19 protein-coding genes are annotated in these 26,745 nt (G+C 40.0%); 9 read left to right on the top strand and 10 right to left on the bottom strand.

Going from position 1 to position 26,745, the window contains the following annotated elements; all coding sequences use genetic code 11:
* Positions 1 to 228: 228 nt before the first annotated feature.
* The gene (locus tag DWW10_RS01625) at positions 229 to 1,299 is read right to left on the bottom strand and encodes a M20 family metallo-hydrolase (protein WP_022393701.1); all 1,071 of its coding nucleotides are present in this window, start codon (positions 1,297 to 1,299) and stop codon (positions 229 to 231) included.
* Positions 1,300 to 1,482: 183 nt separating this feature from the next.
* Positions 1,483 to 2,142, bottom strand: a complete 660-nt coding sequence (locus tag DWW10_RS01620; RefSeq protein ID WP_022393700.1) for a porin family protein — start codon at positions 2,140 to 2,142, stop codon at positions 1,483 to 1,485.
* A gap of 571 nt (positions 2,143 to 2,713) precedes the next feature.
* Between DWW10_RS01620 and DWW10_RS01615 the strand changes: the two genes are divergently transcribed.
* The gene (locus DWW10_RS01615; RefSeq protein ID WP_022393699.1) at positions 2,714 to 3,388 is read left to right on the top strand and encodes a porin family protein; all 675 of its coding nucleotides are present in this window, start codon (positions 2,714 to 2,716) and stop codon (positions 3,386 to 3,388) included.
* Positions 3,389 to 3,451: 63 nt separating this feature from the next.
* On the opposite strand, the gene DWW10_RS01610 is transcribed toward DWW10_RS01615, so the two are convergent.
* From DWW10_RS01610 to DWW10_RS01590, 5 genes are all read right to left on the bottom strand, one after another.
* Positions 3,452 to 4,201 carry a class I SAM-dependent methyltransferase gene (locus DWW10_RS01610; protein ID WP_022393698.1) on the bottom strand — a complete coding sequence of 250 codons (750 nt, stop codon included), beginning with the start codon at positions 4,199 to 4,201 and terminating at the stop codon, positions 3,452 to 3,454.
* 13 nt (positions 4,202 to 4,214) lie between these two features.
* On the bottom strand, positions 4,215 to 4,844 hold the full coding sequence (locus tag DWW10_RS01605) for a recombinase family protein (RefSeq protein WP_022393697.1): 630 nt from the start codon (positions 4,842 to 4,844) through the stop codon (positions 4,215 to 4,217).
* A 255-nt stretch (positions 4,845 to 5,099) separates the two neighbouring features.
* Entirely contained in the window at positions 5,100 to 6,050 is a 951-nt protein-coding gene (locus DWW10_RS01600; protein ID WP_022393696.1) for a hypothetical protein, read from the bottom strand.
* Positions 6,025 to 6,231 (bottom strand): hypothetical protein, encoded by a 207-nt coding sequence (locus DWW10_RS01595; protein ID WP_022393695.1) that lies wholly within the window; start codon positions 6,229 to 6,231, stop codon positions 6,025 to 6,027. Before DWW10_RS01595 ends, DWW10_RS01600 begins: the two co-directional genes overlap by 26 nt.
* Positions 6,232 to 6,498: 267 nt before the next feature.
* Positions 6,499 to 8,079 (bottom strand): tyrosine-type recombinase/integrase, encoded by a 1,581-nt coding sequence (locus DWW10_RS01590; protein ID WP_022393694.1) that lies wholly within the window; start codon positions 8,077 to 8,079, stop codon positions 6,499 to 6,501.
* 157 nt (positions 8,080 to 8,236) lie between these two features.
* Between DWW10_RS01590 and DWW10_RS01585 the strand changes: the two genes are divergently transcribed.
* Together DWW10_RS01585 and xyl3A are read left to right on the top strand one after the other, a co-directional pair.
* The gene (locus tag DWW10_RS01585) at positions 8,237 to 10,042 is read left to right on the top strand and encodes an AMP-dependent synthetase/ligase (RefSeq protein WP_118486961.1); all 1,806 of its coding nucleotides are present in this window, start codon (positions 8,237 to 8,239) and stop codon (positions 10,040 to 10,042) included.
* 88 nt (positions 10,043 to 10,130) lie between these two features.
* Positions 10,131 to 12,719 carry a xylan 1,4-beta-xylosidase gene (gene xyl3A, locus DWW10_RS01580; protein WP_022393692.1) on the top strand — a complete coding sequence of 863 codons (2,589 nt, stop codon included), beginning with the start codon at positions 10,131 to 10,133 and terminating at the stop codon, positions 12,717 to 12,719.
* A gap of 79 nt (positions 12,720 to 12,798) precedes the next feature.
* Here xyl3A and DWW10_RS01575 read toward each other — a convergent pair whose 3' ends face one another.
* Both DWW10_RS01575 and DWW10_RS01570 read right to left on the bottom strand, forming a co-directional pair.
* Entirely contained in the window at positions 12,799 to 14,277 is a 1,479-nt protein-coding gene (locus tag DWW10_RS01575) for a glycoside hydrolase family 28 protein (RefSeq protein WP_022393691.1), read from the bottom strand.
* Between the two features lie 189 nt (positions 14,278 to 14,466).
* A complete protein-coding gene (locus DWW10_RS01570) occupies positions 14,467 to 17,385 on the bottom strand; it encodes a M16 family metallopeptidase (protein ID WP_022393690.1) in 2,919 nt (972 codons plus the stop codon).
* 102 nt (positions 17,386 to 17,487) lie between these two features.
* Here DWW10_RS01570 and prfB point away from each other — a divergent pair, with 102 nt between their 5' ends.
* From prfB to DWW10_RS01555, 4 genes are all read left to right on the top strand, one after another.
* Positions 17,488 to 18,603, top strand: coding sequence for a peptide chain release factor 2 (prfB, locus tag DWW10_RS01565; protein WP_022393689.1), 1,116 nt, complete (start codon positions 17,488 to 17,490; stop codon positions 18,601 to 18,603).
* A 199-nt stretch (positions 18,604 to 18,802) separates the two neighbouring features.
* On the top strand, positions 18,803 to 18,940 hold the full coding sequence (locus tag DWW10_RS25945) for a hypothetical protein (protein WP_007660676.1): 138 nt from the start codon (positions 18,803 to 18,805) through the stop codon (positions 18,938 to 18,940).
* 7 nt (positions 18,941 to 18,947) lie between these two features.
* Positions 18,948 to 19,415, top strand: a complete 468-nt coding sequence (locus tag DWW10_RS01560) for a CYTH domain-containing protein (protein ID WP_022393688.1) — start codon at positions 18,948 to 18,950, stop codon at positions 19,413 to 19,415.
* A gap of 116 nt (positions 19,416 to 19,531) precedes the next feature.
* A complete protein-coding gene (locus DWW10_RS01555) occupies positions 19,532 to 20,824 on the top strand; it encodes an MgtC/SapB family protein (protein WP_118420696.1) in 1,293 nt (430 codons plus the stop codon).
* A gap of 13 nt (positions 20,825 to 20,837) precedes the next feature.
* Here the strand turns inward: DWW10_RS01555 and DWW10_RS01550 are convergent, their stop codons facing one another.
* Positions 20,838 to 22,043: an ATP-binding protein gene (locus tag DWW10_RS01550; protein WP_022393686.1), complete on the bottom strand. Its 1,206-nt coding sequence runs from the start codon at positions 22,041 to 22,043 to the stop codon at positions 20,838 to 20,840.
* A 319-nt stretch (positions 22,044 to 22,362) separates the two neighbouring features.
* On the opposite strand from DWW10_RS01550, the gene DWW10_RS01545 reads away from it, so the two are divergent.
* Positions 22,363 to 24,885 (top strand): TonB-dependent receptor domain-containing protein, encoded by a 2,523-nt coding sequence (locus tag DWW10_RS01545; protein ID WP_022393685.1) that lies wholly within the window; start codon positions 22,363 to 22,365, stop codon positions 24,883 to 24,885.
* A gap of 265 nt (positions 24,886 to 25,150) precedes the next feature.
* Positions 25,151 to 26,716: an MAC/perforin domain-containing protein gene (locus tag DWW10_RS01540; RefSeq protein WP_022393684.1), complete on the top strand. Its 1,566-nt coding sequence runs from the start codon at positions 25,151 to 25,153 to the stop codon at positions 26,714 to 26,716.
* Positions 26,717 to 26,745 lie beyond the last annotated feature (29 nt).

Below are 26,745 nucleotides of genomic sequence, written 5' to 3'. Positions count from 1 at the left end.
ATAAGTGCTTAGTTGTTTCTTTTCATGGAAATTCAGTTTACGCCAAATGGTAACTTTGTTCACTCCACACGGTAACTCCATTTACACGCCGGGGTAAAGGTCGTTACATACCGAGGTAAAGGCCGTTACAATAAGGAGTAAAGGCCGTTACATGCCGAAGTAAATGCTTTTACATCTTGCAGTAAACCATCGGTAAATGCTGTTTATTGATTATCAGTTGGTTAAAGACTATAAAGTGACGCCATCCAGTAGTTCCAGATATAACCCGATAGCCTCTTCTATTTCCTGAATGAAAATAAACTCATCTGCGGTGTGAGAACGGCTACTCTTTCCCGGACCCATTTTGAGAGAAGGGAATGACATTAGTGCCTGGTCGGAGAGGGTAGGAGAACCGAAAGGCACACGTCCCATTGCTACGGCACGCTGTACTATCGGATGTTGTTCTTCTACGTGAGAAGAACTTAAGCGGAACGAACGTGCTTTGGCTTCGCAAGAAATATGTTTTTGTATTTCGGTAAATAGTTCCTGATTGCTATAACATTCGTTACTGCGGATATCTACCACAAAAGTGCAGCGGTCGGGAATGACATTGTGCTGTGTACCTGCATTTATTTGTGTTACACTCATTTTTACAGGACCTAACAGCGGAGAGACTTTTTCAAAGCGATAGTCGCGAAACCAGGCGATGTCTTCTAATACCTTATATATAGCATTATCTCCTTCGTTTCGTGCAGCATGTCCGGCTTTACCGTAAGCAGTTACATCCAGTACCATTAATCCCTTTTCAGCAATGGCGGGCTGCATCTCTGTAGGTTCGCCTACAATGGCAAAGTGGATCGGGGGAAGTTCCGGTAATACACACTCGATACCACCTTTTCCGGACACTTCTTCTTCACAGGAAGCTAGATAAATGAGATTGTACTTCTGTGTAGTGCGGCAAAGTTGCAGAAAGACTTGCAATAGGCTGACAACGCTTGCACCGGCATCATTACTTCCCAGCCCGTATAGTTTTCCGTTGCTTTCCTGGGTTGGTGTAAACGGATCTTTTCGCCAACCGTTCACGGCTTTCACGGTGTCAATATGTGAGTTTAGTAACAGTGTGGGTTTATTTAAATCGAACATTGGGCTGAGGCACCAGATATTATTGCCTTTTCGTCCGGTTGCCATGCCTTGCAGCTCAATATAATTCTGTAGATAATCTGCCGCTTTTTCTTCATCGCGGCTGATGGAAGGAATCGCAATCAGAGACTTAAGAACTCCGGTTGCCTCAGAAACCATTGTAGGTATATCGTAAGTCATATCTCAATCAGTTAAATTATTGTGATGCAAACTTACGGATAAATACTGAAATATGCTTAATAGACAGAATAAAAATGCCTCTTCGGCTGTTGGTGTTTATGAATAAAAGGGTACGGAAGAAGGAGAGAAGGGAAAAGAAAAGGGTGCTCGCTGGCACCCTTTTCTGATTATCTTATTATTTGTTTAGAACATATAGGAGAAGGAAATCATTAGGTTACGGTTTTTCCAATCACTATTGTCTATTGTTTCAAGTAATCCCCAATCATAGCTAATAGCGACTTGATATCTCTGATTGAATTCAACACCTGTTTTAAGTCCTAAGCCTAAATCAAAACGTTTCATTTTATCCTTTCCGAATATGTTTTCAGAACCTTCACCTTTTAAATCACTGGGATCTATTCCCCATTCTCCCCAATCTATGTTTCCGCCAGCACTACTAAGGTCAGCTTTGGCTTTAATTTTACCGAATACGCCGATAGCAGCATAAGGACCTGCATTTCCAAAGACAGCAAAGTTTTCATTTATGACATATTTATATCCCATATGAACCGGAATTTCCAGATAATACGGATTAAGCTTGAGACTTACCAATGAGCCATAGTTAACTTTACTACCTTTTGATGTCAGTAATCCGCCAAATTCAAGGTAAACTCCTTCGGCAACTTGTGGCAATGCCATTTCTGCCTTTACACCTACGTGGAACCCTGTTCTGCTATTCATAAAGCTGTTGGAGTATTTACTACTGTTCATACCTGCTGTGACGCCCCATCTAAGGTTTTCCTGTGCGTTTACACTCCCTAAACCTATCGCCAGTATGGCGACTAATGCTAGAATCTTTTTCATGTCAGTTAAGTTGTTGTATTGATATTAAAAAAACTATCGGTTGCAAATATATACATATATTTGTATCTCTTTGGAAAAAAGAACAGAAATATGGAGTGATCACTTCCTTTTTATGGTAAGATCGTACTAATATTACAGAAGTATATACTAAACATTTAATTCTCAAGATAGAAATAGTTTCATTTGAAACTAAAACAATATTGAAAATCAAAATATTATAAAGTTAGTTCTTAAAGATGGTTCTTAACTCCACATATTATTGCAAATATAATAATTTCTGTTTAATACTTTATTATTTATTTTGAAAAACTTTGTACCTTTGTAGCAACTTTAAGATAACGTAAAAGAGCGTTTAGTATAATCCTTGGTATCGAAATCGCCAATTTCAAACTATCACAAGGATTACAACTAAATGCTCACGCACCTATATGGGGGCGTGGGCTGTTGTTGTATATTGTGATAGGAGCGTTTGGCGATGCTTGATACCGATATATTAACAGTGCCTACGCTCTTTTTATTGTATATTAATTGTTTAATTTAGGCCTGATTAAACAAAGTAAATCTTATTAAAATGAAAAAGATTCTATTATTTGCCGTTGTAATGGCGATGGGCTTAGGGAGTGTAAACGCACAGGACAACCTTAAATGGGGCGTAGTTGCGGGTATGAATGTGAGTAAAATGAGTACCGCAGGTTTAGGCAATAAAATTGGGTATCATGTCGGTGTAAGAGCCGAATTAGGGTTACCGCAAGTTGCAAACGGCTTATATCTTGATGCTGCCGCACTTCTGTCAGCAAAAGGAGCTAAAACAGATGCGGGCGACCTTGGTGGTATTAACGTCAATGCGACCTATTTGGAAATTCCCATTCATGTGGGGTACAAATATGCTATAAATGAGAACTTTAATGTATTTGGGAGTTTTGGACCTTATGTTGGAATTGGGTTATTTGGAAAAACTAAAGTGGATGAATTAGACTACGACAGTTCTCATGAGCTTGTTAACACCTCGTACAAGTACAACACGTTTGGCGATGGCTACAAGCGTTTCGATATGGGGGTAGGTTTCAATGTAGGAGTAGAAATTCAACAAAAATACAGAATTTCTCTCGGGTATGATTTCGGATTTATTAAAACGAACGATTCCAACTTTGAAGAAGGTGATGAAGACTTCGAAGAAATGGAAATTGATTTGGCGAGCGGAGCTAAAAATCGCAATTTAACTATTTCAGTTGCCTATATGTTCTAACATTAAAAAGGGAGGTACATTTATACCTCCCTTTTTATAAGTATATGTGCGGAAATTCCGCAATTAAACATTTTCTTTTAACCAATTTCGCACCGTCTTCTCATCAATATTTAATCTTCTTCCAATCTCTCGATTACTAAACTTTTCACTATGTAATCTCAAAACTTCTTTTTTCATATTTCCCTTTGAAGTGTTCCAATATTTTGACATGTCAGAATATTCCTTTTCTAACTTTTCCACCTGCTTAGTAACTCGTTTGTTATTAACAATATACTTAATTATAGTATCTCCATAGTAACCAACGTCCCACACAAACCAAGCATAATCCTTCATATTTTTATTGTGATAAGCATCGAAATTTCCATCTTTGGCAATATCAATTTTTCTCGTAAATAGATACACCCTACGGGGAGGCATCCAATAAAATTTAGTAATGTACCAATAAGGAAATAGCATTGCTACTTTTTGTTTGGCTATCAATAATGCCCTCTGTACCATATCAATAGCCAAGTTGTATGGTGGATTTGTCACAATATCAAATTCTTGAGTGTGTTCATCAAAAAAGAAATCTGTTAGAAAATCTCGGTTTGGTGTACCGTACCCGTAATCATTAATATCAGAAGATGTTACATTATATCCATGTTTACTTAACTCCTCACTAATGTGCCCCAAGCCTGCACAAGGTTCAAGCACATCCACATGAAACTTTTCTCTTTTCAATAGTTGTCTAACTGCCTCAGGATCAGTTGTATATAAATCATTCTCATGCCGTTCTACAGAACTTCTCACAGACTTTTGAGCGGGTAAACTCATGATATACAATACTTTATAATTGAAATTCTTTCTTTAATCTCTGAACCGTTGAGGCTGAAATATCTGCTAATTTAGCCACTTTACGAACTGATAATCCCTGCTTTAACATTTTAAGAGCCTCCTTGTACTCCTCTTTTTTGCTATCAACATTTTTAACACTTCCTACTTTTCGGCCCAAAACTCCACCTTTTTCAATGTACTGCTGCCTCCCACTATTGAGACGGAATTTGATATTCTCTCGTTCCATTTGTGCACATGTTGCAAGAGTTGCAAGCATAATGGGAGCGAAAGTAGACGGCTGTTTCTCATCATCCAACAAAGTAAATTTCTCTTTTTCTATATATAAATTAATTTTATTATCTACAAGCGTCTTAACTGTCTCCAAGACTTCAAAGGCGTTACGCCCTAAACGACTTAATTCAGATACCAATAGCATATCAGCATGTTCTGCTATACAAAATTCCAAAGCCTCAACAAGCACAGGACGTTCTGAATTCTTTTTTGCACCTGAAATTTTTTCCTCATATACTTTCACTACCTCCAATTTGGAATACTCAGCATACTTCTTTAAATCGGTAACCTGTCTATCTGTAGACTGCCTATCTGTGGTTGAACTCACACGAGCGTATATTACTGCTTTCATATTTTTGCTTTTGAATTATAGAACAAAGGTACACTTTTTCTTTTATGTATGCAAATAATTCTTTGATTATTTTGAATACACAAAATGTATTCATTTTTGCTATTTAACAGATTTATTTGAATACACTTATTATTTGAATACAATAAAAAAATGGTGCTACGCATTTTGCACCATTTAATTATTTAATTAGTAGGAAATTAAACGAGAAAAAGTTGCCTCCGCAGGGGTCTCTGCTAATACCCCCATGGAAGAACTTTATAGCTCAAAAATAGATAAAGTCTCACCCTTTCCCTTATGTTTGGGATTATAGTTGAACATCAACAAACGATTAGAGAAATATTCCATCATTTCAAACAAAATTAGTTGACTCTCACTTTGGTTGGCAAAAGTCGTAAGCAATAATTCATAGGGGATACATTCACCCTTACGAGCATAAAATTCTTTTAGGTTCTCATTTCCGATAGTTATTTCTGTGCGGTAGATAGTCGAATTTATATCAACCCATTTTGAAATATACCTTTTAGAGGACTTTTCAAGTTCATTTGTTTTATTGTAAACTTTCAAACTCAATTTCTCGTCTTTCTTTTTTTGAGGCTTGGCAACGATAGTCGTCGTTCTCAGTTTGATTTGGTCACCCGTCGAGATATGTAAGATATTATCTAATACTTCTTCCTTATTTCGCCTAAATGTTCCATTTAATTTTACCGTATATGCATCATCAAATTGAGCATGTTTAATGCGCTTTGCAATATTCACATTGCCGTCCAAAGCTATATCCATGGAAGTAATATTATTGAAGACAAGCCCTAACTCATCAACAATATAGTCAACACAAGACAACCAATTACATTTACTTCGTTGAATAGTGAGGAAAACCTCGTAGAACACCCAATTCTCAATGTACAGCCAAATATAATTCTTTTTGCCTTCCTCCACTGAACGTGGCTTTGTCTTCAAAGTTGCAAACTTTCTTTCAGTACAACCACTCTTCTCATTATCCTTTGGGAATTTGATTAAAACATCAAAATAATTGACATATATGGTTTCATCACTTGGAACTCTTTTCAAACGAAAACAATCATAATCATACTCATCAACTAATACGTCATTTTCATCCTTCTCTGATAATTTCTCTATCAGTTCGCCTGTTGCAATATAACAAAGTGCTAACTTATCAATACTAATCACAGCTTCTATCTTTCTCATTTCTTTCTTTTTTGGTTATGTTATTTTTATGGTACTCTTTCAAAGAAGCACTAATCTTCTCTTTATGCTCTTTCGTTTTTTTCAGGTGTCGTAATGCCTGTGAGATATGTTTGCGATGTGTCGCAAGCTTTTTGCGCCCTCTCAGACGTATGCTTATTTTCTTTTTTGTTTCTTCTTTCATGTATAAAATATTATTACTTGTATATAAGTAGTTAGAAAGGTAGGAAAATCACAGATTTATAGATTTTTTTTGAAAAAAAATTTACGCATGGCAAACCAAGGACGTAGTAGACAAGTTGAAATATGCCCAATTCTGAAAGGCAAGTTACAGTAGTACTATACTTGTTTTAATTTCAACAATAATTAACAACTTATCTGAGTTACAGATAGTCAGGACAGCCTTTTTTTGCCTAAATAGAATTTAGAAAATACATTAAAAAGATATACATCAAACCGTATATATTATATCTTCTGTAGGAAGTAACCATTGCAACTCTTCAACTTTTTCATCGTATTCGTGACGTCTACATATTGAGGCTAACTCTGCATTCTCCTCCTGCAGGGAAGTTAATTCAGAATTCAACTGATGGCATTGTAATCTCAAATTCACTATCATATCCATAGTTCTATCAGACATCAAATCTGTATCACCTATGTGGGGAGCAGAAGCCATTTCAGCTGTTTCCTCAACATACATGATTTTCTGATACTCTGCCCCTTTTTGGGCAGCTTTCACGCGGTCAATATGCGTGTATATATTCTCAACTGTCGCATCACAAGTATGTCCCGTAATAGCTTTAACTTCATCCTTCGTAGCTCCTTCTTCAGCCATACGAGTTATAAATGTATGTCGCGCTATGTGATTATGAATCAACTCGTAAATGGGACCTTTTTTTTCCTCTGTTTTAAGCCCACGCTGTTCTGTATATTCAACAATGCGAGTAAGTCCAATATTCTTTGCCACTCTCCTTAATGTTTCATTGTATTTAATAGGCAGCCGTTTCACCTTACCTTCATACTTACGAATTAAGTTTATCAACACGGTATCTTTCATTGGGACATATGCAGGAGACTTACCCTTCATTTGTTTGACTGTAATAAGATGTGCATTCCAATCTATATTGCTGCTATCCAATAACTTAACCAAGTCCGACCTACGCTGTCCCGAATAGCATTGAATAAGGAATAGGTCTCGTGCTATCTCCTGCGCCCCTTCACATTTATAATTCCTAAGTTTAGCTACTTCCTCTGACGTTAATGGTGCTTTTTTCATTCCTCGTTCAGATTTGGGAATATTGTTTTTTGTGAGCTGAACCTCGTCAATCTCACTCTTCCTCCAATCAAATTTACGATTTTCTCTATTGGAGGCAACTTTCAATGCCGCTTTTATCTTTTTCTGTGCCTCTCTTATAGTTGATATTGCATATTGCTTACCATTGGGCATTGTTGCATTCTCTATATAACGGAACGCAGCATTAACCAAATCAAAACCAATGTTGGCAAAATCATCCTTCCATTGAGGGTTTTCATCAAAAAAGTGCTTTAGTAAACCGATATTCTGCCGTTCTTTTATTAGGGTGTTGCCTTGTTTATTTTCATTAACATACCGATATAGCCATGATATGATTGAATTGTTTGTATTTATTCTTTTTCTATTTCCTGTATTCATTGTATATCCTCTTTTATGATTAATAATATTAGTGAAAATATGTAATATATCCTCGTGATTATTAACACATATTTTATTATTGCAAATATACGCCTTTAATCCTATCATAGACTGCTTGTATATGTTAATTATGTTTAAGACTTCGCAAAGATTCTTGTAATCGGTATTATTTACTGTACATAAACTAACCGTTTGGAAGCGAAAATTCCATTTAGATGCAAATATTTTCACCCCTGTACTTATCTTGTATTGCTTCTGACCTATCCTAACAATAGCATATATAATAGTTGGTTTAGTACTACGAGGATTACGTAGGTTAAAGTTTAAGCTTATAGTTCCAAAGCGTTGTTCAACTTCCATATTGACACTGAATTTATGTTCTTAAAATCGGTTCTTACATGGAGTTGCCAATCCTATAAACTAATCCGTAATAGTTCCCTGCAATATTCTTAATTATTGTAGAAAGTTTCATTTGAAACCACTATCTTTGCCAGGTATTTACCAATATATGAATAATATGACTTATCATCATTTATCTGTCCTCGTACATCGACGGGCAGAGAAGTATGGCGACAAGGTGGCTCTGAAATACAGAGATTACGAAACGTCGCAGTGGATACCCATTACCTGGAATCAATTCTCACAAGCAGTTCGACAAGTTGCGAATGCACTCATAGAGTTAGGAGTGCAGGAGGAAGAAAACATAGGAATCTTTTCTCAGAACAAGCCCGAATGCCTTTATGTGGATTTCGGGGCATTTGCTAACCGTGCAGTGACCATACCTCTGTATGCTACCAGTTCACCTGCACAGGCACAGTACATTATCAATGATGCTCAGATACGTTATATCTTCGTAGGCGAGCAATTCCAGTATGATGCGGCTTTCAGTGTCTTTGGCTTTTGTCAATCGTTGCAGCAATTGATCATCTTTGACCGGGCTGTTGTACGCGACCCTCGTGACATGACTTCCATCTATTTCGACGAGTTCTTGGAAACAGGAAAAGGTTTGCCGAACAACGATATAGTGGAAGAACGCACTTCTCGTGCATCGGATGATGACCTTGCGAACATTCTTTATACATCCGGTACTACTGGTGAACCGAAGGGGGTAATGTTGCATCACTCTAATTATATGGAGGCTTTCCGTATCCATGATATCCGTTTGGTAGATATGAGTGACCAAGATATCTCCATGAACTTCCTTCCCTTGACACATGTCTTCGAGAAAGCATGGACATATCTTTGTATTCATAAAGGCGTGCAGATTTGTATCAACCTCCGTCCGGTGGATATCCAGACTACCATTAAAGAAATCCGTCCGACATTGATGTGCAGTGTTCCCCGTTTTTGGGAAAAAGTGTATGCCGGTGTGCAGGAAAAGATTGCTCAGGAAACAGGCTTGAAGAAAGCTATGATGCTGGATGCCATTAAGGTAGGTAAGATACATAACATCGATTATCTGCGTAAGGGTAAAACTCCGCCGTTGATGAATCAACTGAAATATAAGTTTTACGAAAAGACGGTTTATGCTTTACTGAAAAAGACGATTGGTATTGAGAACGGTAATTTCTTCCCTACTGCGGGAGCTGCCGTACCCGATGAAATCTGTGAATTTGTTCATTCGGTAGGCATCAATATGTTGGTTGGTTATGGTCTGACCGAATCGACGGCTACTGTTTCCTGTTTCCTTAATCAAGGTTATGAAATAGGTTCCGTAGGTACCGTGATGCCTGATGTGGAAGTGAAGATCGGTGAAGAGAATGAAATTCTCCTGCGTGGGAAGACTATCACGAAAGGCTATTATAAGAAAGCGGAAGCTACTGCTGCTGCTATTGATAAGGATGGGTGGTTCCATACCGGTGATGCCGGTTACCTGAAAGGTGATCAGCTTTATCTGACTGAACGTATCAAGGACTTGTTCAAGACTTCCAATGGTAAATATGTCAGCCCGCAAGCTTTGGAGACGAAACTGGCTATTGATCGTTACATTGATCAGATTGCCATTATTGCCGACCAGCGTAAATTTGTGTCTGCCCTTATTGTTCCGGTCTATGGCTTCGTGAAAGATTATGCCAAGGAAAAAGGGATTGAATATAAGGATATGGAAGAACTGCTGCAGCATCCTAAGGTGATCGGTTTGTTCCGTGCTCGCATAGATACCTTGCAACAGCAGTTTGCACACTATGAGCAAGTGAAGCGCTTTACTCTTTTACCCGAACCTTTCAGTATGGAACGTGGTGAACTGACTAATACCTTGAAGCTGAAGCGCCCTGTAGTTGCAAAGAACTACAAGGAAGTGATAGATAAGATGTACGAAGAGTAAAAAAATACACTTCAACAACTAATATTTCCCCATAAAAGAAGTTTCTGTTTTGTACTTTTGCAAAGTTCTATTAATTGAACCTTAAAGTATGAAACAGAAACTTTTTTATCTATTACCTATTTTAGTCTTGACCGGTTGTGGACAAGTATCTTACAAAAACACCTCATTGTCTCCTGAAGAACGTGCAGACATGTTGGTGAAAGAACTGACACTGGAAGAAAAGGTACAACTCATGATGGATGGTTCCCGTCCCGTGGAACGATTGGGTATAAAACCGTATAATTGGTGGAATGAGGCACTGCATGGGGTTGCTCGTGCAGGGTTAGCTACTGTTTTTCCTCAGCCTATAGGTATGGCCGCATCATTTAGTCCCGAAACGGTATATGATGTATTCACTGCCGTATCTGATGAGGCGCGTGCCAAGAATACTTATTATTCATCTAAAGACAGCCGTGAGCGTTATCAGGGGTTAACCATGTGGACGCCTACGGTCAATATTTATCGTGACCCGCGTTGGGGGAGAGGTATCGAAACCTATGGCGAAGACCCTTATCTTACAAGCCGGATGGGAGTAATGGTAGTAAAAGGGTTACAGGGCCCTGCAGACGGAAACTATGATAAGTTGCATGCTTGTGCCAAGCACTTTGCCGTACACTCCGGTCCCGAATGGAACCGCCATTCTTTTAATGCAGAGAATATCAAACCTCGCGATTTGTATGAAACATATTTGCCGCCTTTCGAAGCCTTAGTGAAAGAGGGAGAAGTAAAAGAAGTGATGTGCGCTTACAACCGTTTTGAAGGTGAACCTTGTTGTGGCAGTAACCGCTTGTTAATGCAAATCTTACGCGATGAATGGGGGTTTGATGGTATAGTTGTATCCGATTGTGGTGCTATTGCCGATTTTTATAATGACCGTGGACATCACACGCATCCGGACGCTGAGTCTGCTTCTGCCGCAGCTGTAGTGAGTGGTACTGATTTGGAATGTGGTTCCAGCTATAAAGCTTTGGTGGAAAGTGTAAAAAAAGGGTTGATCTCTGAGGAAAAAGTAAATACTTCCGTGAAACGTTTGTTGAAAGCCCGTTTCGAGCTGGGAGAAATGGATGATTTGGAAAAAGTATCCTGGGCAAAAATACCTTTCTCTGTAGTCGCTTCTGCTGCCCATGATTCATTGGCATTGAAAATAGCCCGTAAATCCATGACGTTACTGATGAATAAGGATAACTTCTTGCCGTTGAAGCGTGGAAGGCTGACAGTAGCTGTAATGGGACCCAATGCCAATGATTCTGTCATGCAATGGGGAAATTACAATGGAATGCCGCCGCACACCGTAACTATTCTGGATGGAGTACGGAATTTGCTCGGAGCTGATGATAAACTGATTTATGAACAAGGTTGCCCGTGGGTAGAAAGAACCTTGATTCATAGTGCATTCAGCCAATGCAAGTCGGCGGATAGTCCTGGTTTCACTGCCCGTTACTGGAATAATCTGACGCGTGAAGGTAGTCCTGTGACTACTACTCAGGTCACCACTCCTTTCCGTTTCTGCACTTCGGGTGCCACGGTTTTCGCTCCGGGAGTAAATCTGACGGACTTCTCTGCTACTTATAATAGTGTATTTACTCCTGTACAATCCGGAGAAATCGTACTTGAAATATACTGTTACGGAAACGGGCGTCTTCGTGTAAATGGAGAAGAAGTGAAAGGTTTCTCTAATAAGCATGGTGCCCGTAAAACAACCCATGCCATGAAAGTTCAGGCCGGTCAATCCTATGATATAGAACTCGATTTTGAATATCTTAGAAGTGATGCTCAGCTAAACTTCGATCTTGGCTTCAAGAGAGAGGTCGATATTCAGAAATCCGTCGAGCAAGTGAAGGAGGCAGATATCGTTATTTTTGCGAGTGGCATATCTCCCAGTCTTGAAGGAGAAGAAATGGGAGTCAACCTGCCTGGCTTTAAGAAAGGTGACCGTACGGATATTGAACTTCCGGCAGTTCAGCGTGAACTGATTGATGCTTTGCACCGTGCCGGCAAAAAGATTGTTCTGGTTAACTGCTCCGGATCTCCTATCGGATTGGAACCTGAAACTAAGAAATGTGAAGCCATTCTGCAGGCTTGGTATCCGGGACAACAAGGTGGAACAGCAGTTGCCGAAGTGCTGTTTGGCGATTATAATCCGGCGGGTAGATTACCGGTGACATTCTATCGAAATGTATCTCAACTTCCTGATTTCGAAGATTATAATATGGTAGGGAGAACTTACAGATACATGCAGGATACCCCGCTGTTCCCATTCGGATATGGGTTGAGTTACACTACTTTCAGTTATGGCAAAGTTGTTCTTGATAAGAGCGAGGTTACTGCCGGACAAACTTTGAAGTTAACTGTTCCGGTCACAAATACGGGAAAACGTGACGGTGAAGAAGTCGTTCAGGTTTATCTCAAAAAGCAAGGTGATGCGGAAGGTCCTGTAAAAACACTACGTGCTTTCAAGCGTGTATTTATCCCAGCCGGACAGACTGTTAACATAGAGTTCGATTTGAAAGATAAGGAATTGGAATGGTGGGATGAACAAACCAATACGGTGAGAGTCTGTTCGGGAACTTATGATATTATGGTAGGTGGCAGTTCGGAGGATGAATCTTTGCAACGAACTTTAGTTACCATAAAATAGTAATAAAGAGTACTTCTTGAATATCAGATTACGCGGGGCACATAAAGCCCCGCGTAATTTGTACATCATCTGTTGGAAGTTATTTTCTCATGATCTGTGTGGAGTCGCAATGAATGATATTCACATTCTCCACATCCTTCTCTATATTTACTACCGACTGATTGGCAATCGGCTTCTTTGAACGTACATCATTCAGGAATATGCCATTGCATTGTCTGAAGTCGAATGATGGTCCCTCGTCCACTGTAAAGCTGACATTGTTAAATCGTATATCTGTTGCTGTTTCCGCTTTAAATCCTTGTTCGGCTACTATATTCATATTGGAAAAAGAGAGTTCTGATACAGGCATCTCTTCAATTCCTTTTATATATCCTATTCGTTTTATATCATTTCCTGTGACATTACTCAAATGAATATTGCGGAAGATAGGTGTACGTTCACTTACAGGCTCCACTTTTGATAAACGGTCATAAAATAAGTCGAAGATAAAGGCATCTCCCTGGATATTCTTCATTACAATATTATCTACCCGGATATCTTCTACTACACCACCGCGACCACGGGATGCTTTTAACCGGATACCGGCATTAGTCCCGTCGAATACACAATTGGATATTGCCACTCTTTTTACTCCACCTGACATTTCACTACCGATGACTACTCCACCATGCCCGGAAAGCATAATGCAGTTGGTGATTGTAATGTTCTCACAGGCTTTTCCATATTTACGTCCATCAGCATCACGTCCGGATTTGATGGTGATACAATCGTCCCCAACGCTGATAAAACAATCGGAGATGCGTACATTCCGGCAGGAACTCGGATTGATGCCATCCGTATTGGGGCCTTTGGGATCGCTTGACGGATTATTGATAGTAACCCCGTGTATCGTAACGTTATCACAAAATGCCGGATTGATAGTCCAGAAAGGAGAGTTTATGATCTTTACATTCTCGATAAGGATGTTGGTACATTCGTAGAACTGGATAAAAGGCGGGCGGAACATACGGCGTTCCAATGAGGGTTTGTAATAGTCGGATATTTCCAGATCTTTATTAGCGTCCACCCACATCTGCTGCAGTTTATCCAAGGCAGGGAGTTTGCCGCCGTTTTCTTTTATCACTTTCCGGGTATCAAATTCCCACAGCCACCATTTTAATCCATTTCCATCCAGTGTACCGCGTCCGGAAATGGTTACGTTATCTGCTGAGTGTGCATAAATCAGTGGTGATAAACTTTTCATCACAGTGCCTTCCCAACGTAAGGTGACGAAGGGTAGATAATCCTCAAACTTGTCGGAGAAACGCAAAATGGCACCCGATTCCAAGTACAACGTTATGTTACTTTTCATGTGAATGGTAGCAGTCAGGTAAGTTCCGGCAGGAAAATAAATAGTTCCGCCACCTTCCGAAGCTGCTTTTTCAATGGTTCGGTTGATTAGTTCTGTACAGGACTTGATACCTTTGGCATCTGCTCCCAACTGTTTCATGTCGAATGTGCGGGACATGGCTACCACAGCCACCATTATTCCCACAATAAAAATAGATAAGCGTTTCATGGGTTGTCTTATGTTCTTTGATATGTGATAAAATATGAATGCGTGGACAAAAGTACGGAATCACACAACGATGAAGGGGGATTTTTTGTGTAATAAGGAGTATTTATAGATTGAAGTCAAGGAAAATTGCTAACAAAAAAGGGCTATACATTACGTACAGCCCTTTTTTGCTTTTATTTATCGGAAATTTTAGTACCCGAAGATATCTTCCTGTTTCAGTTCAATCACCGGACCTACCTTCTTCAGACTTTCCATATCCAATTCTTTCTTGTCACCAAGAATACAATAAGTATATGTACGTCCCTTGATCCACTTGTTCTGGTAGTCAATAACATCCTGCAACGTCATATTCTGTACATCATTGTACAATTTGATGCGGCTATCCACATTCTGTCCCAGGTATTGAGCGCTGATGTAATCCCAGATGACATCCATCTTGATAGTACGGTCAGTACGCATGCGGGCAATCATACCATCTTTAGCAAGTTTGAAAGCAGCTTCTGACTCAGGCATGTTGTTGATGATATCATTGAATGTATTGATTGCATCTATCATCTTATCGTTCTGCGTAGCAATCTGCGTACGGAGAGTGTAAGGATCAGTCAGGTAAGACGGTTTCAGCATACCGGCCCATGCCGAGTAAGCGAGACCGCGACTTTCGCGCATTTCCTGGAATACGATAGAGTTCATACCGCCACCAAAGTATTCGTTATACAATTGACGGCCTGATTCTGCAGCAGGATCAAATTTCTCTCCCTTATTGGAGACTTGCGACATATAAATTTGCTTAGCTTCATACGGAGCAATGAAAATCTTCGTTTCCGGTGTGAGCAACGGTTCGAAGTTATTTCCTTCCGGAATTTCGTTCAATGTTTCCGGAGCCTGATGTTCTTTATTGATGATGGCAAGTAATTCATCCTGATTATTGGGGCCATAATAAAGAATACGGTGTTTGAAGCTGTTCAACTGCTTGATACGGTCTACAAGTTGTTGTGGATCCATAGAAGTCAGTTCAGCTTCGGTCAATATGTTGGTTGACGGAGACTTCGGACCATAAGTGGCATAAGTCACCAGGCGTGAGAAGTTTTGCATCTGATTCAGCTTGGCATCCTTGCGTGATTTCAGGATATCATTAGCCATATTGGTGTAAGCTTCCGGATTAACTTTGGCATTTGCCATCAGTTTTTCGAAGAGAGCCATAGCAGCAGGCATGTTCTCGCTGAGGCCGGAGAGCACTACATAAGTACGTTTTGCACCCGGAGATACGAAGAATGAACAAGCAAGGCGGTAGAATTCACTTTTTACTTCTTCCGGAGTCATGTCGGCTGTGCCGAGGTATTCCAGATATTGAGCAGCAGTACCCAATGCCTTGTCATTGTTGTTACCCATATCGAAAAGGTAAATCAACTGGAAGATGTCATTCGTTGTATTTTGTTTGTAGAGTACAGGAATATCCGATTTGGCCTTCAACTGAGTGAGGTCTTTGGAATAATCCAGGAATACCGGTTCAATAGGAGTCACTACGCTTGCCTGAATTTCTTTCAGGAAGGTGCTGACTGTATCGCGGTTCATTACGATAGGAGTGATTTCAGGTTTCGACATCTTCTTTTCATTCGGGTCTTTGCCTTGCTTCTTGTAGATAACGGCATAGTTATCATCTTTCAGATATTTGTTGGCAAAGGCTACGATGTCATCTTTTGTCAGTTTAGACATGCGGTCGAGAGCGGTCACTTCATCTGCCCAGTCGCTACCGTTTACGAATGATTCAACGAACATATCTGCACGTGCGTCATTGTTTTCCAACTGTTGCATCTGATACAGCTTAAAGTTGTTGATGTTGGCTTCCAGCATTTTTTCGTCAAAGTCACCCTCGCGGAGTTTCTTTAATTCGCCCAATAAGAGGTCTTTTACTTCGTCCAACGTCTGTCCTTGTTTGGGGCGTCCCTGCATCATGAATGCACTGTAGTCGCTCATAGTCATCGGATAGCAATAAGCGCTCAGGGTCTTTTGCTGTTGTGTCAGATCCAGGTCTATCAAACCTGCCTGCCCGTTATAAAGTATCTGGGAGACCACTTGCAAAGTTTCTACATCTTTGTCTGCTGCTCCGGGAAAACGCCATGCCAAAGCAACGCTTTCAGCATCCGGACCCAGAATTTCACGTACAACAGGTGCTGTCATTGGAGTTTCCTTCGGTAAATCCAGTTTCGGCAGATCAGGATTCGGTTTCAAGCCACCAAAATACTTATCAATAGTTGCAATCATCTGATCGGGATCGAAATCACCGGAAAGACAGATGGCCATATTGTTGGGCACATACCATTTCTTATAATATTCCTTGATATTGGTGATAGAAGGATTCTTCAGGTCTTCTTGTGTACCAAGTACGGTCTGTGTGCCGTAAGGATGGTGTGGGAAGAGAGAAGAAAGTACAGCCTCATATACCTTACGAGGGTCGCGGGTCAGTGACATGTTCTTTTCCTCATAAACCGTTTCCAGTTCAGTGTGGAAACCACGGATTACGCAGTTTTCAAAACGTTCTGCCTGGATTTTGGCCCAGTTGTCAATCTGGTTGCTGGGGATATCTTCTGTATAGCAAGTTACGTCGAAGCTGGTATAGGCATTCGTCCCGTTGGCGCCGATGGCAGCCATCAGCTTGTCGTATTCGTTAGGAATGGCATACTTGGAAGCTTCGTAAGAGATACTGTCTATTTTTGCATAAATAGCTTTACGCTCAAGACTGTCGGTAGTCTTACGATAGATTTCAAACTGTGCTTCGATCTGGTCGAGCAAAGGCTTTTCAATCTCGTAGTTCTGGGTGCCGAAGTTTGTGGTACCTTTGAACATCAGGTGCTCAAAGTAATGAGCTAACCCGGTTGTTTCTGCAGGGTCGTTCTTTCCACCTACACGTACGGCAATGTACGTCTGTATGCGCGGTGTTTCCTTGTTAACGGTCATGTAAACTTTCAGACCATTGTCCAGAGTGTAGATGCGCGCTTTCAGCGGATCGTTGGGAACTGTTTCATAACTGTACTTTGAGGTACAACTTCCTAAACTTATCGCTACCAGTAGGATAAGCATTAAACCAATTTGTCGGAATAGTTTGTTCATAAGCTGACTTATTAGATTGATAACTGCAAAAATATGCGTTTTTTTCATACCTTTGCACGCAAAAAGTAAATATTTTAACTAGAAGGTTTATTTTCATAGATTATGATTACCATAGAACAACTGAAAGACGTAAAGGAGCGCACCGAAGCACTCTATCGCTATTTGGATATAGAAGGAAAGAAAATCCAGGTAGAAGAAGAACAGTTGCGCACCCAGGCTCCCGGCTTTTGGGATGACCAGAAGACTGCTGAAGCGCAGATGAAAAAGGTGAAAGGTTTGCAACAATGGATAGCCGGTTATAATGAAATAAAGACATTATCGGAAGAGTTGCAGCTGGCTTTCGACTTCTACAAAGACGAACTTGTTACGGAGGAAGAGATAGACGAAGCTTATGCCAAGGCTTCCACTGCTATTGATGAGCTTGAATTGAAAAATATGCTTCGTGATGAAGCCGACCAGATGGACTGTGTGCTGAAAATCAACTCCGGTGCAGGTGGTACGGAAAGCCAGGACTGGGCAAGCATGTTGATGCGTATGTATCTGCGTTACGCCGAAACCAATGGTTATAAAGCTGTGATCTCCAACTTGCAGGAAGGTGATGAAGCAGGTATCAAAACTTGTACCATCGAAATTTCGGGTGATTATGCTTATGGATACCTGAAAGGAGAAAACGGTGTGCATCGTCTGGTACGTGTATCTCCTTACAATGCGCAAGGTAAGCGCATGACTTCTTTCGCTTCGGTCTTTGTCACTCCGCTGGTAGATGATACTATTGAGGTGAACATTAATGTTGCCAATATTTCTTGGGATACTTTCCGTTCCAGTGGTGCCGGTGGTCAGAATGTGAACAAGGTGGAGTCCGGTGTTCGTCTGCGCTATCAGTTCAAAGACCCGTATACGGGCGAGGAAGAAGAAATCCTGATTGAAAATACGGAAACCCGCGACCAGCCCAAGAATCGTGAAAATGCAATGCGCCAGCTGCGTTCTATCCTGTATGATAAAGAACTTCAGCACCGCATGGCTGAACAAGCTAAGGTGGAAGCCGGTAAGAAGAAAATTGAATGGGGCTCTCAGATACGAAGCTACGTATTCGACGACCGTCGTGTAAAAGACCATCGTACTAACTTCCAGACTTCGGATGTCAATGGAGTGATGGATGGCAAGATAGACGGTTTCATTAAAGCATATCTGATGGAATTTGCAGGACAAGGAGAATAAATCAGAACTCTGTTATACAGTAAATGGGTATCACCTGATAAATGAAAGGTGATACCCATTCTTTTTTTAAGTGAGTCATACTTGATAGGTATGGGGCGGATATTAAGCTGATATGAATAAATTTTCTCTTTTATTTTGGAATCTTCCCGAATTTCATGTTACTTTGTTATCAGTTGAACTTTAATACTAAAAGCACATTATGGGAAAGAATAAGAAAAAGGTTATGCATAGCCGTAAAGAAGAAGAACAAGCTAAGAAAGTGTTGTTGATTATTGGTGTATCTGCATTGATATTGGTGCTGGTAATGCTGATAGGATACTCTTTCTTGGGGAAATAAGAACTAAATGTCACAAGAAATAGAACGGAAATTCCTCGTGACGGGGGATTATAAATCGAGAGCGTATGAACAAAGCCGCATTGTGCAAGGTTATATCAGTAGCGCAAGAGGCCGAACCGTACGGGTACGTATCCGTAGCGGAAAGGGATACCTTACGATAAAAGGTGCTTCCGATGCTTCGGGCCTCAGCCGTTATGAGTGGGAAAAAGAAATTCCACTGAATGAAGCGGAGGACCTGATGAAACTCTGTGAACCGGGAGTTATAGACAAGACCCGTTATCTGGTACGGAGCGGGCGGCATACGTTTGAGGTGGATGAGTTCTACGGTGAGAACGAAGGACTGGTAGTTGCTGAAGTAGAACTGGCTTCGGAAGACGAAGTTTTCGAGAAACCGGACTTTATAGGTCAGGAGGTGACGGGTGACATTCGTTACTACAACTCACAACTGAGGAAACATCCCTATACGGTCTGGTGATGTTTAACTGCCTGTCAACAGGAAGTTAATACCTTGTGCGCAAGAAGTTAAGTTCTTGTCAACAGGAAGTTAACTCTTTGCAAGCGGCTGCTAATCAGATATATTTAGAGCAAGGAATGGAGAAACTTTATGAATATCTGCCGAGAGAACTGGTCACTTTTGTATTGGTAACCTTATTCTCTTTATTGATAGGTCTTTCACAGCGGAAAATCAGTTTGAAGCGTGAAGGTGAAACGACCTTGTTCGGTACGGACCGTACGTTCACTTTTATAGGTATTCTGGGGTATTTGCTTTATATTCTCGATCCGGTGGAATATCGCTTGTTTATGGGTGGAGGAGCGATATTAGGTCTGTTGCTCGGGCTGAATTATTACGTCAAGCAATCTCAGTTCCATGTATTCGGAGTTACTACCATTATTATTGCACTGATTACTTATTGCATTGCTCCTATTGTAGACACGCAGCCCTCCTGGTTTTATGTGATGGTGGTGGTGACAGTATTGCTTTTTACAGAATTGAAGCATACTTTTACAGAACTTGCGCAGCGTATGAAGAATGACGAAATGATTACTCTTGCCAAGTTCCTTGCTATCAGTGGTATTATCTTACCCATGTTACCCAACGAAAATCTGATACCGGATATAAATCTCACTCCTTATACCGTCTGGTTGGCTACGGTGGTGGTATCCGGCATCTCTTATTTGTCTTACTTGCTGAGGCGGTATGTTTTTCATGAATCCGGTATTCTGGTATCCGGTATCATCGGTGGTTTATATAGTAGCACGGCAACCATTTCCGTGCTGGCACGTAAGAGCCGCAAGGCGCCTGCGCAGGAAGCACCGGAATATGCAGCAGCCATGTTGCTGGCTGTAAGTATGATGTTTCTCCGTTTCCTTATATTAATAGGTATATTCAGTAAGGAAATTCTTGCCGCTATCTATCCATATTTGCTTATTATGTCTTTAGTTACAGCTGGAGTAGCTTGGTATCTGCATCGGAAGCGTAAACAAGTTCCGGTAACAGATGAAGAGGCTGAAGAAGAAGATACTAGTAACCCCTTGGAATTTAAGGTTGCACTTATTTTTGCCGTTCTGTTTGTGGTATTCACTATTGTGACACATTACACTTTACTTTATACGGGTACTGGTGGATTGAATGTGCTATCGTTTATTGCCGGGCTGAGTGATATTACTCCGTTTATTTTGAATTTATTGCAAGGTTCGGGAGTTGCTGTTATGGTGGTGACGGCTTGCTGTATGCAGGCTATTGTGAGTAATATTGCCATAAATATGTGTTATGCGCTGTTTTTTGCCGGTGGGAAGAGCCCGTTACGCCGGTGGGTGCTGCGCGGGTTTGGTGGTGTGATTGCAATCAATGTCTGTTTGCTTTTTTTCTTCTATTTAGTATAGTTCTTCTTTGCTGTCAGAAATCCCTTTTCAGGAATTCCCTTAAATGAAGTTGTGTAATACCTTCCCGGTCATTCACTTTATGGAATGGATCTAATGAAATGACATATTTAGGGTAGTTATCTTTGATAAGTTGAAGATTACCGAATTCTCGTTCTATGGTATTTTCCGATGCAAGAAGATATGTGGCTTGTACATATATGGTCTGTTCATTTTTTTTAGCTACAAAATCAATTTCCATTTGTCGGAACTGTCCTACAAATACTGCAAAGCCTTGGCTTTTAAGGTGCAGATAAATAGCGTTTTCTATTAACTTCTCAATGTCCCCGATTCGGTTGGAGCCGGTTAAGTCATTTCTAAGTCCTAAATCCTCAAAATAATATTTTTCACTGGATTCCAAAAGGCGTTTGCCGTGAATATCATATCTGGGAACCTTATTGATGATAAAAGCATTGCAAAAGTAGGCCAGATAGTTTAATATAACAGTGGTAGTAACTTCTATCTGTTGTGTTTTCATGTATTTACTAATACTTGATGCCGAAATTATCTTTCCTGTGCTATCACTGATAAAAGATATTAAGTTTTCCAAGAAAGGCACATTACGGATTTGCTCTCTGGCGATGACATCTTTCAATATTATGGTGTTATAAATATTGTGGAGATAGTCTTGAGCTAAATCCTGATTCTCTAGGCCAATGCGATATAACTGTGGCAATCCTCCGTAAGTCAAATATTTCATTAAAGAGGAGTCAATGTCTTCCAATTGATGGAACTCCAGGAATTCTTTGTAGTTCAAACTCTGAATATGAAATTCAATATATCTTCCTGATAATACTGTAGACAACTCACTTGAAAGCATTTTGGCATTGCTACCTGTCACGATTATGTTACACTCATCATCTGCTTGTAGGCTTCTGAGTGTTTTTTCAAATTCAATAATCTCTTGAATCTCGTCAATAAACAGATAGTTCTCCTTTGTGTGGTTTAAATGTTCATTTACATATAGGGTTAATTCCTTATGGCTTTTAATGAAATCGAATTCTGCTTTTTCTTTATTGATATATATAATATTGTTTTGCTGCTTAGAGCCTGTTTCCTGGATAAGCTGTTGCAGAATACAACTTTTCCCAACTCTGCGTTGTCCGGTAAGTACGATTATCAAACCTTTGCCTATGGAAGGTCTGATTTTATCTGTATATTGAGGGCGATTGATTAGTTTCATAAATTGAATGTTTGAACAAAGATAATGTTTTTATCTTTTATAGAAGACAAAAGTGCTTCAAAATATTTTTTTATCTTTTATGAAAGATAAATTAGGGGCGTTGGTTGCTGGGTACAAGGTAAATTAGGAAATAGGGAAGGTTAGCATTAAACAGATAAAAGCACGAGTTATTCCTTCCCCTTTGTGCTTTTTTAACTCCGAAATTCTCGTAGATAGAGAAAAAGGGCCTATTTTTGCCGCATTCATGTGACAAAATGACTACATTATACGTCTAATACAAAACAGTCAACTAATATTCATCAAACAAACTAAAACAGAAATGAAAATTAAATGCTCTTTGCTGCTCATTATGTTGGTGGTATCTTCATTGGTAGCGGCACAGAATGCGGCGCCTACGTTCCAGATAAAGGGAGTCTTGCTTGACTCGCTGACACAGGAAGGGGAACCTTACGCCACAATCAAAATCGTAAAAAAAGAAGCTCCTGCGAATGCTTTGAAAATGCTGGTTACGGACATGAAAGGTAAGTTTCAGGAGAAAGTGCCTGGAACAGGTAATTTTGTGATGACGATTTCTTCCATTGGTAGAAATACGATTGTGAAAGATTTCACAGTGAAAGCCGGAGAGAAACTTGTTGATTTCGGAACATTGTACATTACGGATGCTTCCAATGAATTGGGACAAGTAGAAGTGGTAGCCCAAAAACCACTGGTGAAAGCCGATATCGATAAAATAGAATATAATGTGCAGGATGACCCTGACTCAAAATCCAATTCTGTATTGGAGATGCTTCGTAAAGTACCCTTGGTTACGGTAGATGGTGAGGACAACATCAAGGTGAACGGTAGTAGTAGCTTTAAGGTATATGTGAATGGTAAACCTAACAATATGATGAGTAACAATCCGACAGAAGTACTGAAAAGTATGCCTGCCAACTCTATTAAGCATATTGAGGTAATTACGAACCCTGGTCCTAAGTATGATGCCGAAGGTGTGGGTGGTATCCTGAATATCGTTACTGTAGGTAGCGGATTGGAAGGTTATACAGCTACATTCAGTGGAAATGTTAGTAACATGGGAGCCGGAGGCGGTTTGTTCGGTACTGTGAAGAGTGGTAAACTGACGGTGAGTGCACGCTACAATTATAATTATAATGACCGTCCACGTAGTTATTCCGGTGGAAATCGCCGTACGGTAGGTGATGTTACTGAAGGCTCTTCAGACCTGGACTACGACGGTAGCAGCAAGGGACATGGTAATTTCCAGTCAGGTAGCATGGAAGCCAGTTATGAAATTGATACCTTGCGTCTGGTTTCTATGTCATTCGGACTCTGGGGTGGTGGAAACAATAGTACCAGCATCAACAATACTCTGGCTACTGCACCCGGCACAAGTAATGAGTTATATCGCTATGTGTCAGACGGCAGAAGTAAGAGCTCATGGTATTCTATCGACGGTGGCGTTGACTATCAACGTATGTTCCATGTGAAAGACCGTATGTTTACCTTATCTTATAAGATCAATACCAGTCCGCAGACCTCGGATTCATACTCCACTTATAATGACATGCATGCCGCTACTGATTGGGAAGACTTCCTGAAGCGTCTGTATGACCTGAATAACGATGGTTCTCAGAATACTACGGAACATACTTTCCAGGCTGACTATACAACACCCATCGGCAAGATACATACACTGGAAGCCGGAGCTAAATATATTCTTCGTGACAACTCTTCGGAAGACGACCGTTATGAACGTCAAATAGGAACTACGGGAGACTATGTACTGGATGAAGAGCATAGCTCACATTACAAACATCAGAACGACATTCTGGCTGCATATATGGGTTATGGGCTGAGGGTGAAGAAGATCTCCGGAAGATTGGGTGTGCGCTATGAACATACCAAGCAGGAAGTGAAATACTTGTTGGGCAAAGGTGATAACTTCAACAAAAATTTTGATGATGTGGTACCTTCTGCAAGTATCGGCTATAAGCTGACGGATATGTCTAACCTGCGTTTCGGCTATAATATGCGTATTTACCGTCCGGGTATCTGGTATCTGAATCCTTATCTGAATGATAGCAATCCTACCAATATCAGTCAGGGTAACTCTCATCTTGACAGTGAAAAAAGTCATTCGTTCAATCTGAGTTACAGTAACTTTACTCAGAAGTTCAACATCAATCTTTCAGCACGTTATAGCTTTACTAACAATAGTATTGAACAGGTTACCGAACAGGTGAAGGACACGGAAATTGCCGGTTTGCAGAACCCTACTGGTAAAGAGGTGCTTTACTCTACTTACCAGAACATCGGTAAGAGCAGAAATGCCAGTCTGAGTGGTTATGTAAACTGGAATGCTACTTCCAATACTCGTATTTATGCTAACCTTTACGGAAACTATACTTATATGGAAGGTGCCAATGGACTGAAGAATGACGGTTGGAATCTGTTTGCCTATGGTGGTGCCCAGCAATCTTTGCCCCATGATTGGCGTATCAGCTTGAATGTCTATGGACAGACACCTTGGATCATGCTGCAAGGAAAGGGTAGCAGCTTCTTTGATTATGGGTTGAGTGTGAACAAGTCATTCCTGAATAAGCGTTTGACATTGTCAGCATTTGCCAGCAACTTCTTTAAGAAATACACAAGTCCTACTTCAAGTATAGAAGGTGTAGGATTTACCCAGGATAGCTGGAATCGGTATACTCGTCAGCGCTTTGGTGTAAGCGTTAGCTATCGCATCGGTGAATTGAAAGCCAGCGTGAAGAAAGCTGCACGTACCATCAGTAATGATGATGTGAAAAGTGGTGGCGGCGAAGGCGGTGGCGGTGGAGAATAATTGAACCGCAAACTAATAGTAGAAGAGGAGGCTTACAATGAGCTTCCTCTTTTTTATTGTGCTACGTCTCAAATAAATTGAAGTTGTGAGATTTAAATAGTTATTATTTCTTTGATCTTATCAATAGAATGCATATATTTGTGATAATTATACAATTTAGCCTCGGAGCTGCTATTACTCTATGTTAGAAATGTAGTTATATTCTTGATGATAGCCTGCTTATTTTTTTGAAATTCACATATTGTTAAACTTAAATCGAGGTATTATGAAAGTAAAACTACTATTTTTCGCACTTTTTGCGATAGCATTGAGTGCATGTACCAAAGAAGAGGACGTCCTTTCTTTCGATGGAGATGTAAAGGTGTTGAAAGAACGTGATCCTAATTCCCCTCTCATTCTGTTTCAGAAGCAATATGTTACTCCTGATCTAACTACAAGAGCAACGAAAGTGACCTTTGATGATTATTTGGGGCGTTCATTCAGAGCTACAGCATATCCTTATGCTGATGAAGAGAACTTAAGGTTTGCGGTGGTTGATATTAAGAAACTGGAAGCAGCCCATAAGGACTATTTTAATGTGCACAGGATAGGGCATAGTGTTGTGAATGCATTTTCTTTTGCTTCTTTTGATAGATACCAGGAAAAGTCACAAGTTGTAAAGAAGGTGAATAGCGGATTTTCTATAAATGTTGGTTTATTTAAGATTGGTCATAAAAGGAAAATGACGGAGATCTTTGGTTCGACAATAACTGATAATACCCAAAATATATTTGGAGAATTGAATATTGCGATAGATCAAAACTTCTATGAAATGCAATACAGCAGTAATATCAGTGAGATAATTATGAAAGACTATCTAACTGCAACTTTTAAGGATGAATTGTATAATACGCCAATAGAGGAGTTCTACAAAAATTATGGTGCTTTTGTTCTTACCGGATTTGTGACTGGTGGAAGAGCTACTGCTTTTTATTCGGGTATTTACAAACAGGAAGCCACTGCTACAGTTAAAGAAAAGGCACTGGATAATGAAATAAACGCTAGTTTCAGCTTAAAAAATGTAGGAGCTTCTGCCGATTTGAGTTTTGGTAAAAACTCTTCAGGGTCAGGGTCGAGTACAGAAAGTGGAGTAACGGAAATATCTATGGCTATTGAAACTGTCGGAGGTTCGCCGGCATATCCTATATTTACTGTTCCTCAAAAATTGGAGGATGTGAATCTTAACTTGTCGCAATGGATGGCTTCATTAGCAGATACAGCTACACATAGCATTGTGGATATAGCTGATGGGGGATTGGTACCTATATCCGCATTTATTATGGAGAAGAATGTAAAGAACAGGTTAGGGTTATGTATGAAAGGGGATGCAATGCAGCATTTATTAAAAGAGCCGCAAATAATATTTGAAAGAATTTTATCTGCTAGCTCCTCAACAACTACGAATTGTAATGTCTATTTGTATACAAGAAATCATGAATTTATCACCTTAGACCATGTGTCGGTACCTAATATTGATTTCTGGATTGAGAAAGAATCAGAAAGATATAGCCGTATCTATGGTTTGACGATAAAAGTAAATAAAAGGATAGGGAAAAGTTTCATTGAATCTATTAAAAAGTTTAATTATGATGCTCCACTCATGGAGCGTAGCTTTTGTTATAAGAGTGCAGACGGAGCAGTCTATCTTCTAGACCCAGTACAGAAAGTAGGATATTCTTTACATAATGATTATCTCTTAGATACTTATGCCATTAGAAGTTTTGTAAAATTACTCCCAACCCATGATCTTACATTTGAAGAACTACGCAAGTATATTCTAATTGCTCTCTGATCTTCTTCAAACTAACTTTTGAATAGCTA

The sequence above is a fragment of the Bacteroides intestinalis genome (assembly GCF_003464595.1).
Lineage (GTDB): Bacteria > Bacteroidota > Bacteroidia > Bacteroidales > Bacteroidaceae > Bacteroides > Bacteroides intestinalis_A.
The sequence above is the reverse complement of the archived record's forward strand: the minus strand, read 5'-3'. Positions and strand labels throughout refer to the sequence as shown.

Excerpts from the sequence above, each read along its gene's own strand:
- DWW10_RS01625 (WP_022393701.1), bottom strand. The coding sequence starts at position 1,299 with ATGACTTACGATATACCTACAATGGTTTCTGAGGCAACCGGAGTTCTT.
- DWW10_RS01620 (WP_022393700.1), bottom strand. The coding sequence starts at position 2,142 with ATGAAAAAGATTCTAGCATTAGTCGCCATACTGGCGATAGGTTTAGGG.
- DWW10_RS01615 (WP_022393699.1), top strand. The coding sequence starts at position 2,714 with ATGAAAAAGATTCTATTATTTGCCGTTGTAATGGCGATGGGCTTAGGG.
- DWW10_RS01610 (WP_022393698.1), bottom strand. The coding sequence starts at position 4,201 with ATGAGTTTACCCGCTCAAAAGTCTGTGAGAAGTTCTGTAGAACGGCAT.
- DWW10_RS01605 (WP_022393697.1), bottom strand. The coding sequence starts at position 4,844 with ATGAAAGCAGTAATATACGCTCGTGTGAGTTCAACCACAGATAGGCAG.
- DWW10_RS01600 (WP_022393696.1), bottom strand. The coding sequence starts at position 6,050 with ATGAGAAAGATAGAAGCTGTGATTAGTATTGATAAGTTAGCACTTTGT.
- DWW10_RS01595 (WP_022393695.1), bottom strand. The coding sequence starts at position 6,231 with ATGAAAGAAGAAACAAAAAAGAAAATAAGCATACGTCTGAGAGGGCGC.
- DWW10_RS01590 (WP_022393694.1), bottom strand. The coding sequence starts at position 8,079 with ATGGAAGTTGAACAACGCTTTGGAACTATAAGCTTAAACTTTAACCTA.
- DWW10_RS01585 (WP_118486961.1), top strand. The coding sequence starts at position 8,237 with ATGACTTATCATCATTTATCTGTCCTCGTACATCGACGGGCAGAGAAG.
- xyl3A (WP_022393692.1), top strand. The coding sequence starts at position 10,131 with ATGAAACAGAAACTTTTTTATCTATTACCTATTTTAGTCTTGACCGGT.
- DWW10_RS01575 (WP_022393691.1), bottom strand. The coding sequence starts at position 14,277 with ATGAAACGCTTATCTATTTTTATTGTGGGAATAATGGTGGCTGTGGTA.
- DWW10_RS01570 (WP_022393690.1), bottom strand. The coding sequence starts at position 17,385 with ATGAACAAACTATTCCGACAAATTGGTTTAATGCTTATCCTACTGGTA.
- prfB (WP_022393689.1), top strand. The coding sequence starts at position 17,488 with ATGATTACCATAGAACAACTGAAAGACGTAAAGGAGCGCACCGAAGCA.
- DWW10_RS25945 (WP_007660676.1), top strand. The coding sequence starts at position 18,803 with ATGGGAAAGAATAAGAAAAAGGTTATGCATAGCCGTAAAGAAGAAGAA.
- DWW10_RS01560 (WP_022393688.1), top strand. The coding sequence starts at position 18,948 with ATGTCACAAGAAATAGAACGGAAATTCCTCGTGACGGGGGATTATAAA.
- DWW10_RS01555 (WP_118420696.1), top strand. The coding sequence starts at position 19,532 with ATGGAGAAACTTTATGAATATCTGCCGAGAGAACTGGTCACTTTTGTA.
- DWW10_RS01550 (WP_022393686.1), bottom strand. The coding sequence starts at position 22,043 with ATGAAACTAATCAATCGCCCTCAATATACAGATAAAATCAGACCTTCC.
- DWW10_RS01545 (WP_022393685.1), top strand. The coding sequence starts at position 22,363 with ATGAAAATTAAATGCTCTTTGCTGCTCATTATGTTGGTGGTATCTTCA.
- DWW10_RS01540 (WP_022393684.1), top strand. The coding sequence starts at position 25,151 with ATGAAAGTAAAACTACTATTTTTCGCACTTTTTGCGATAGCATTGAGT.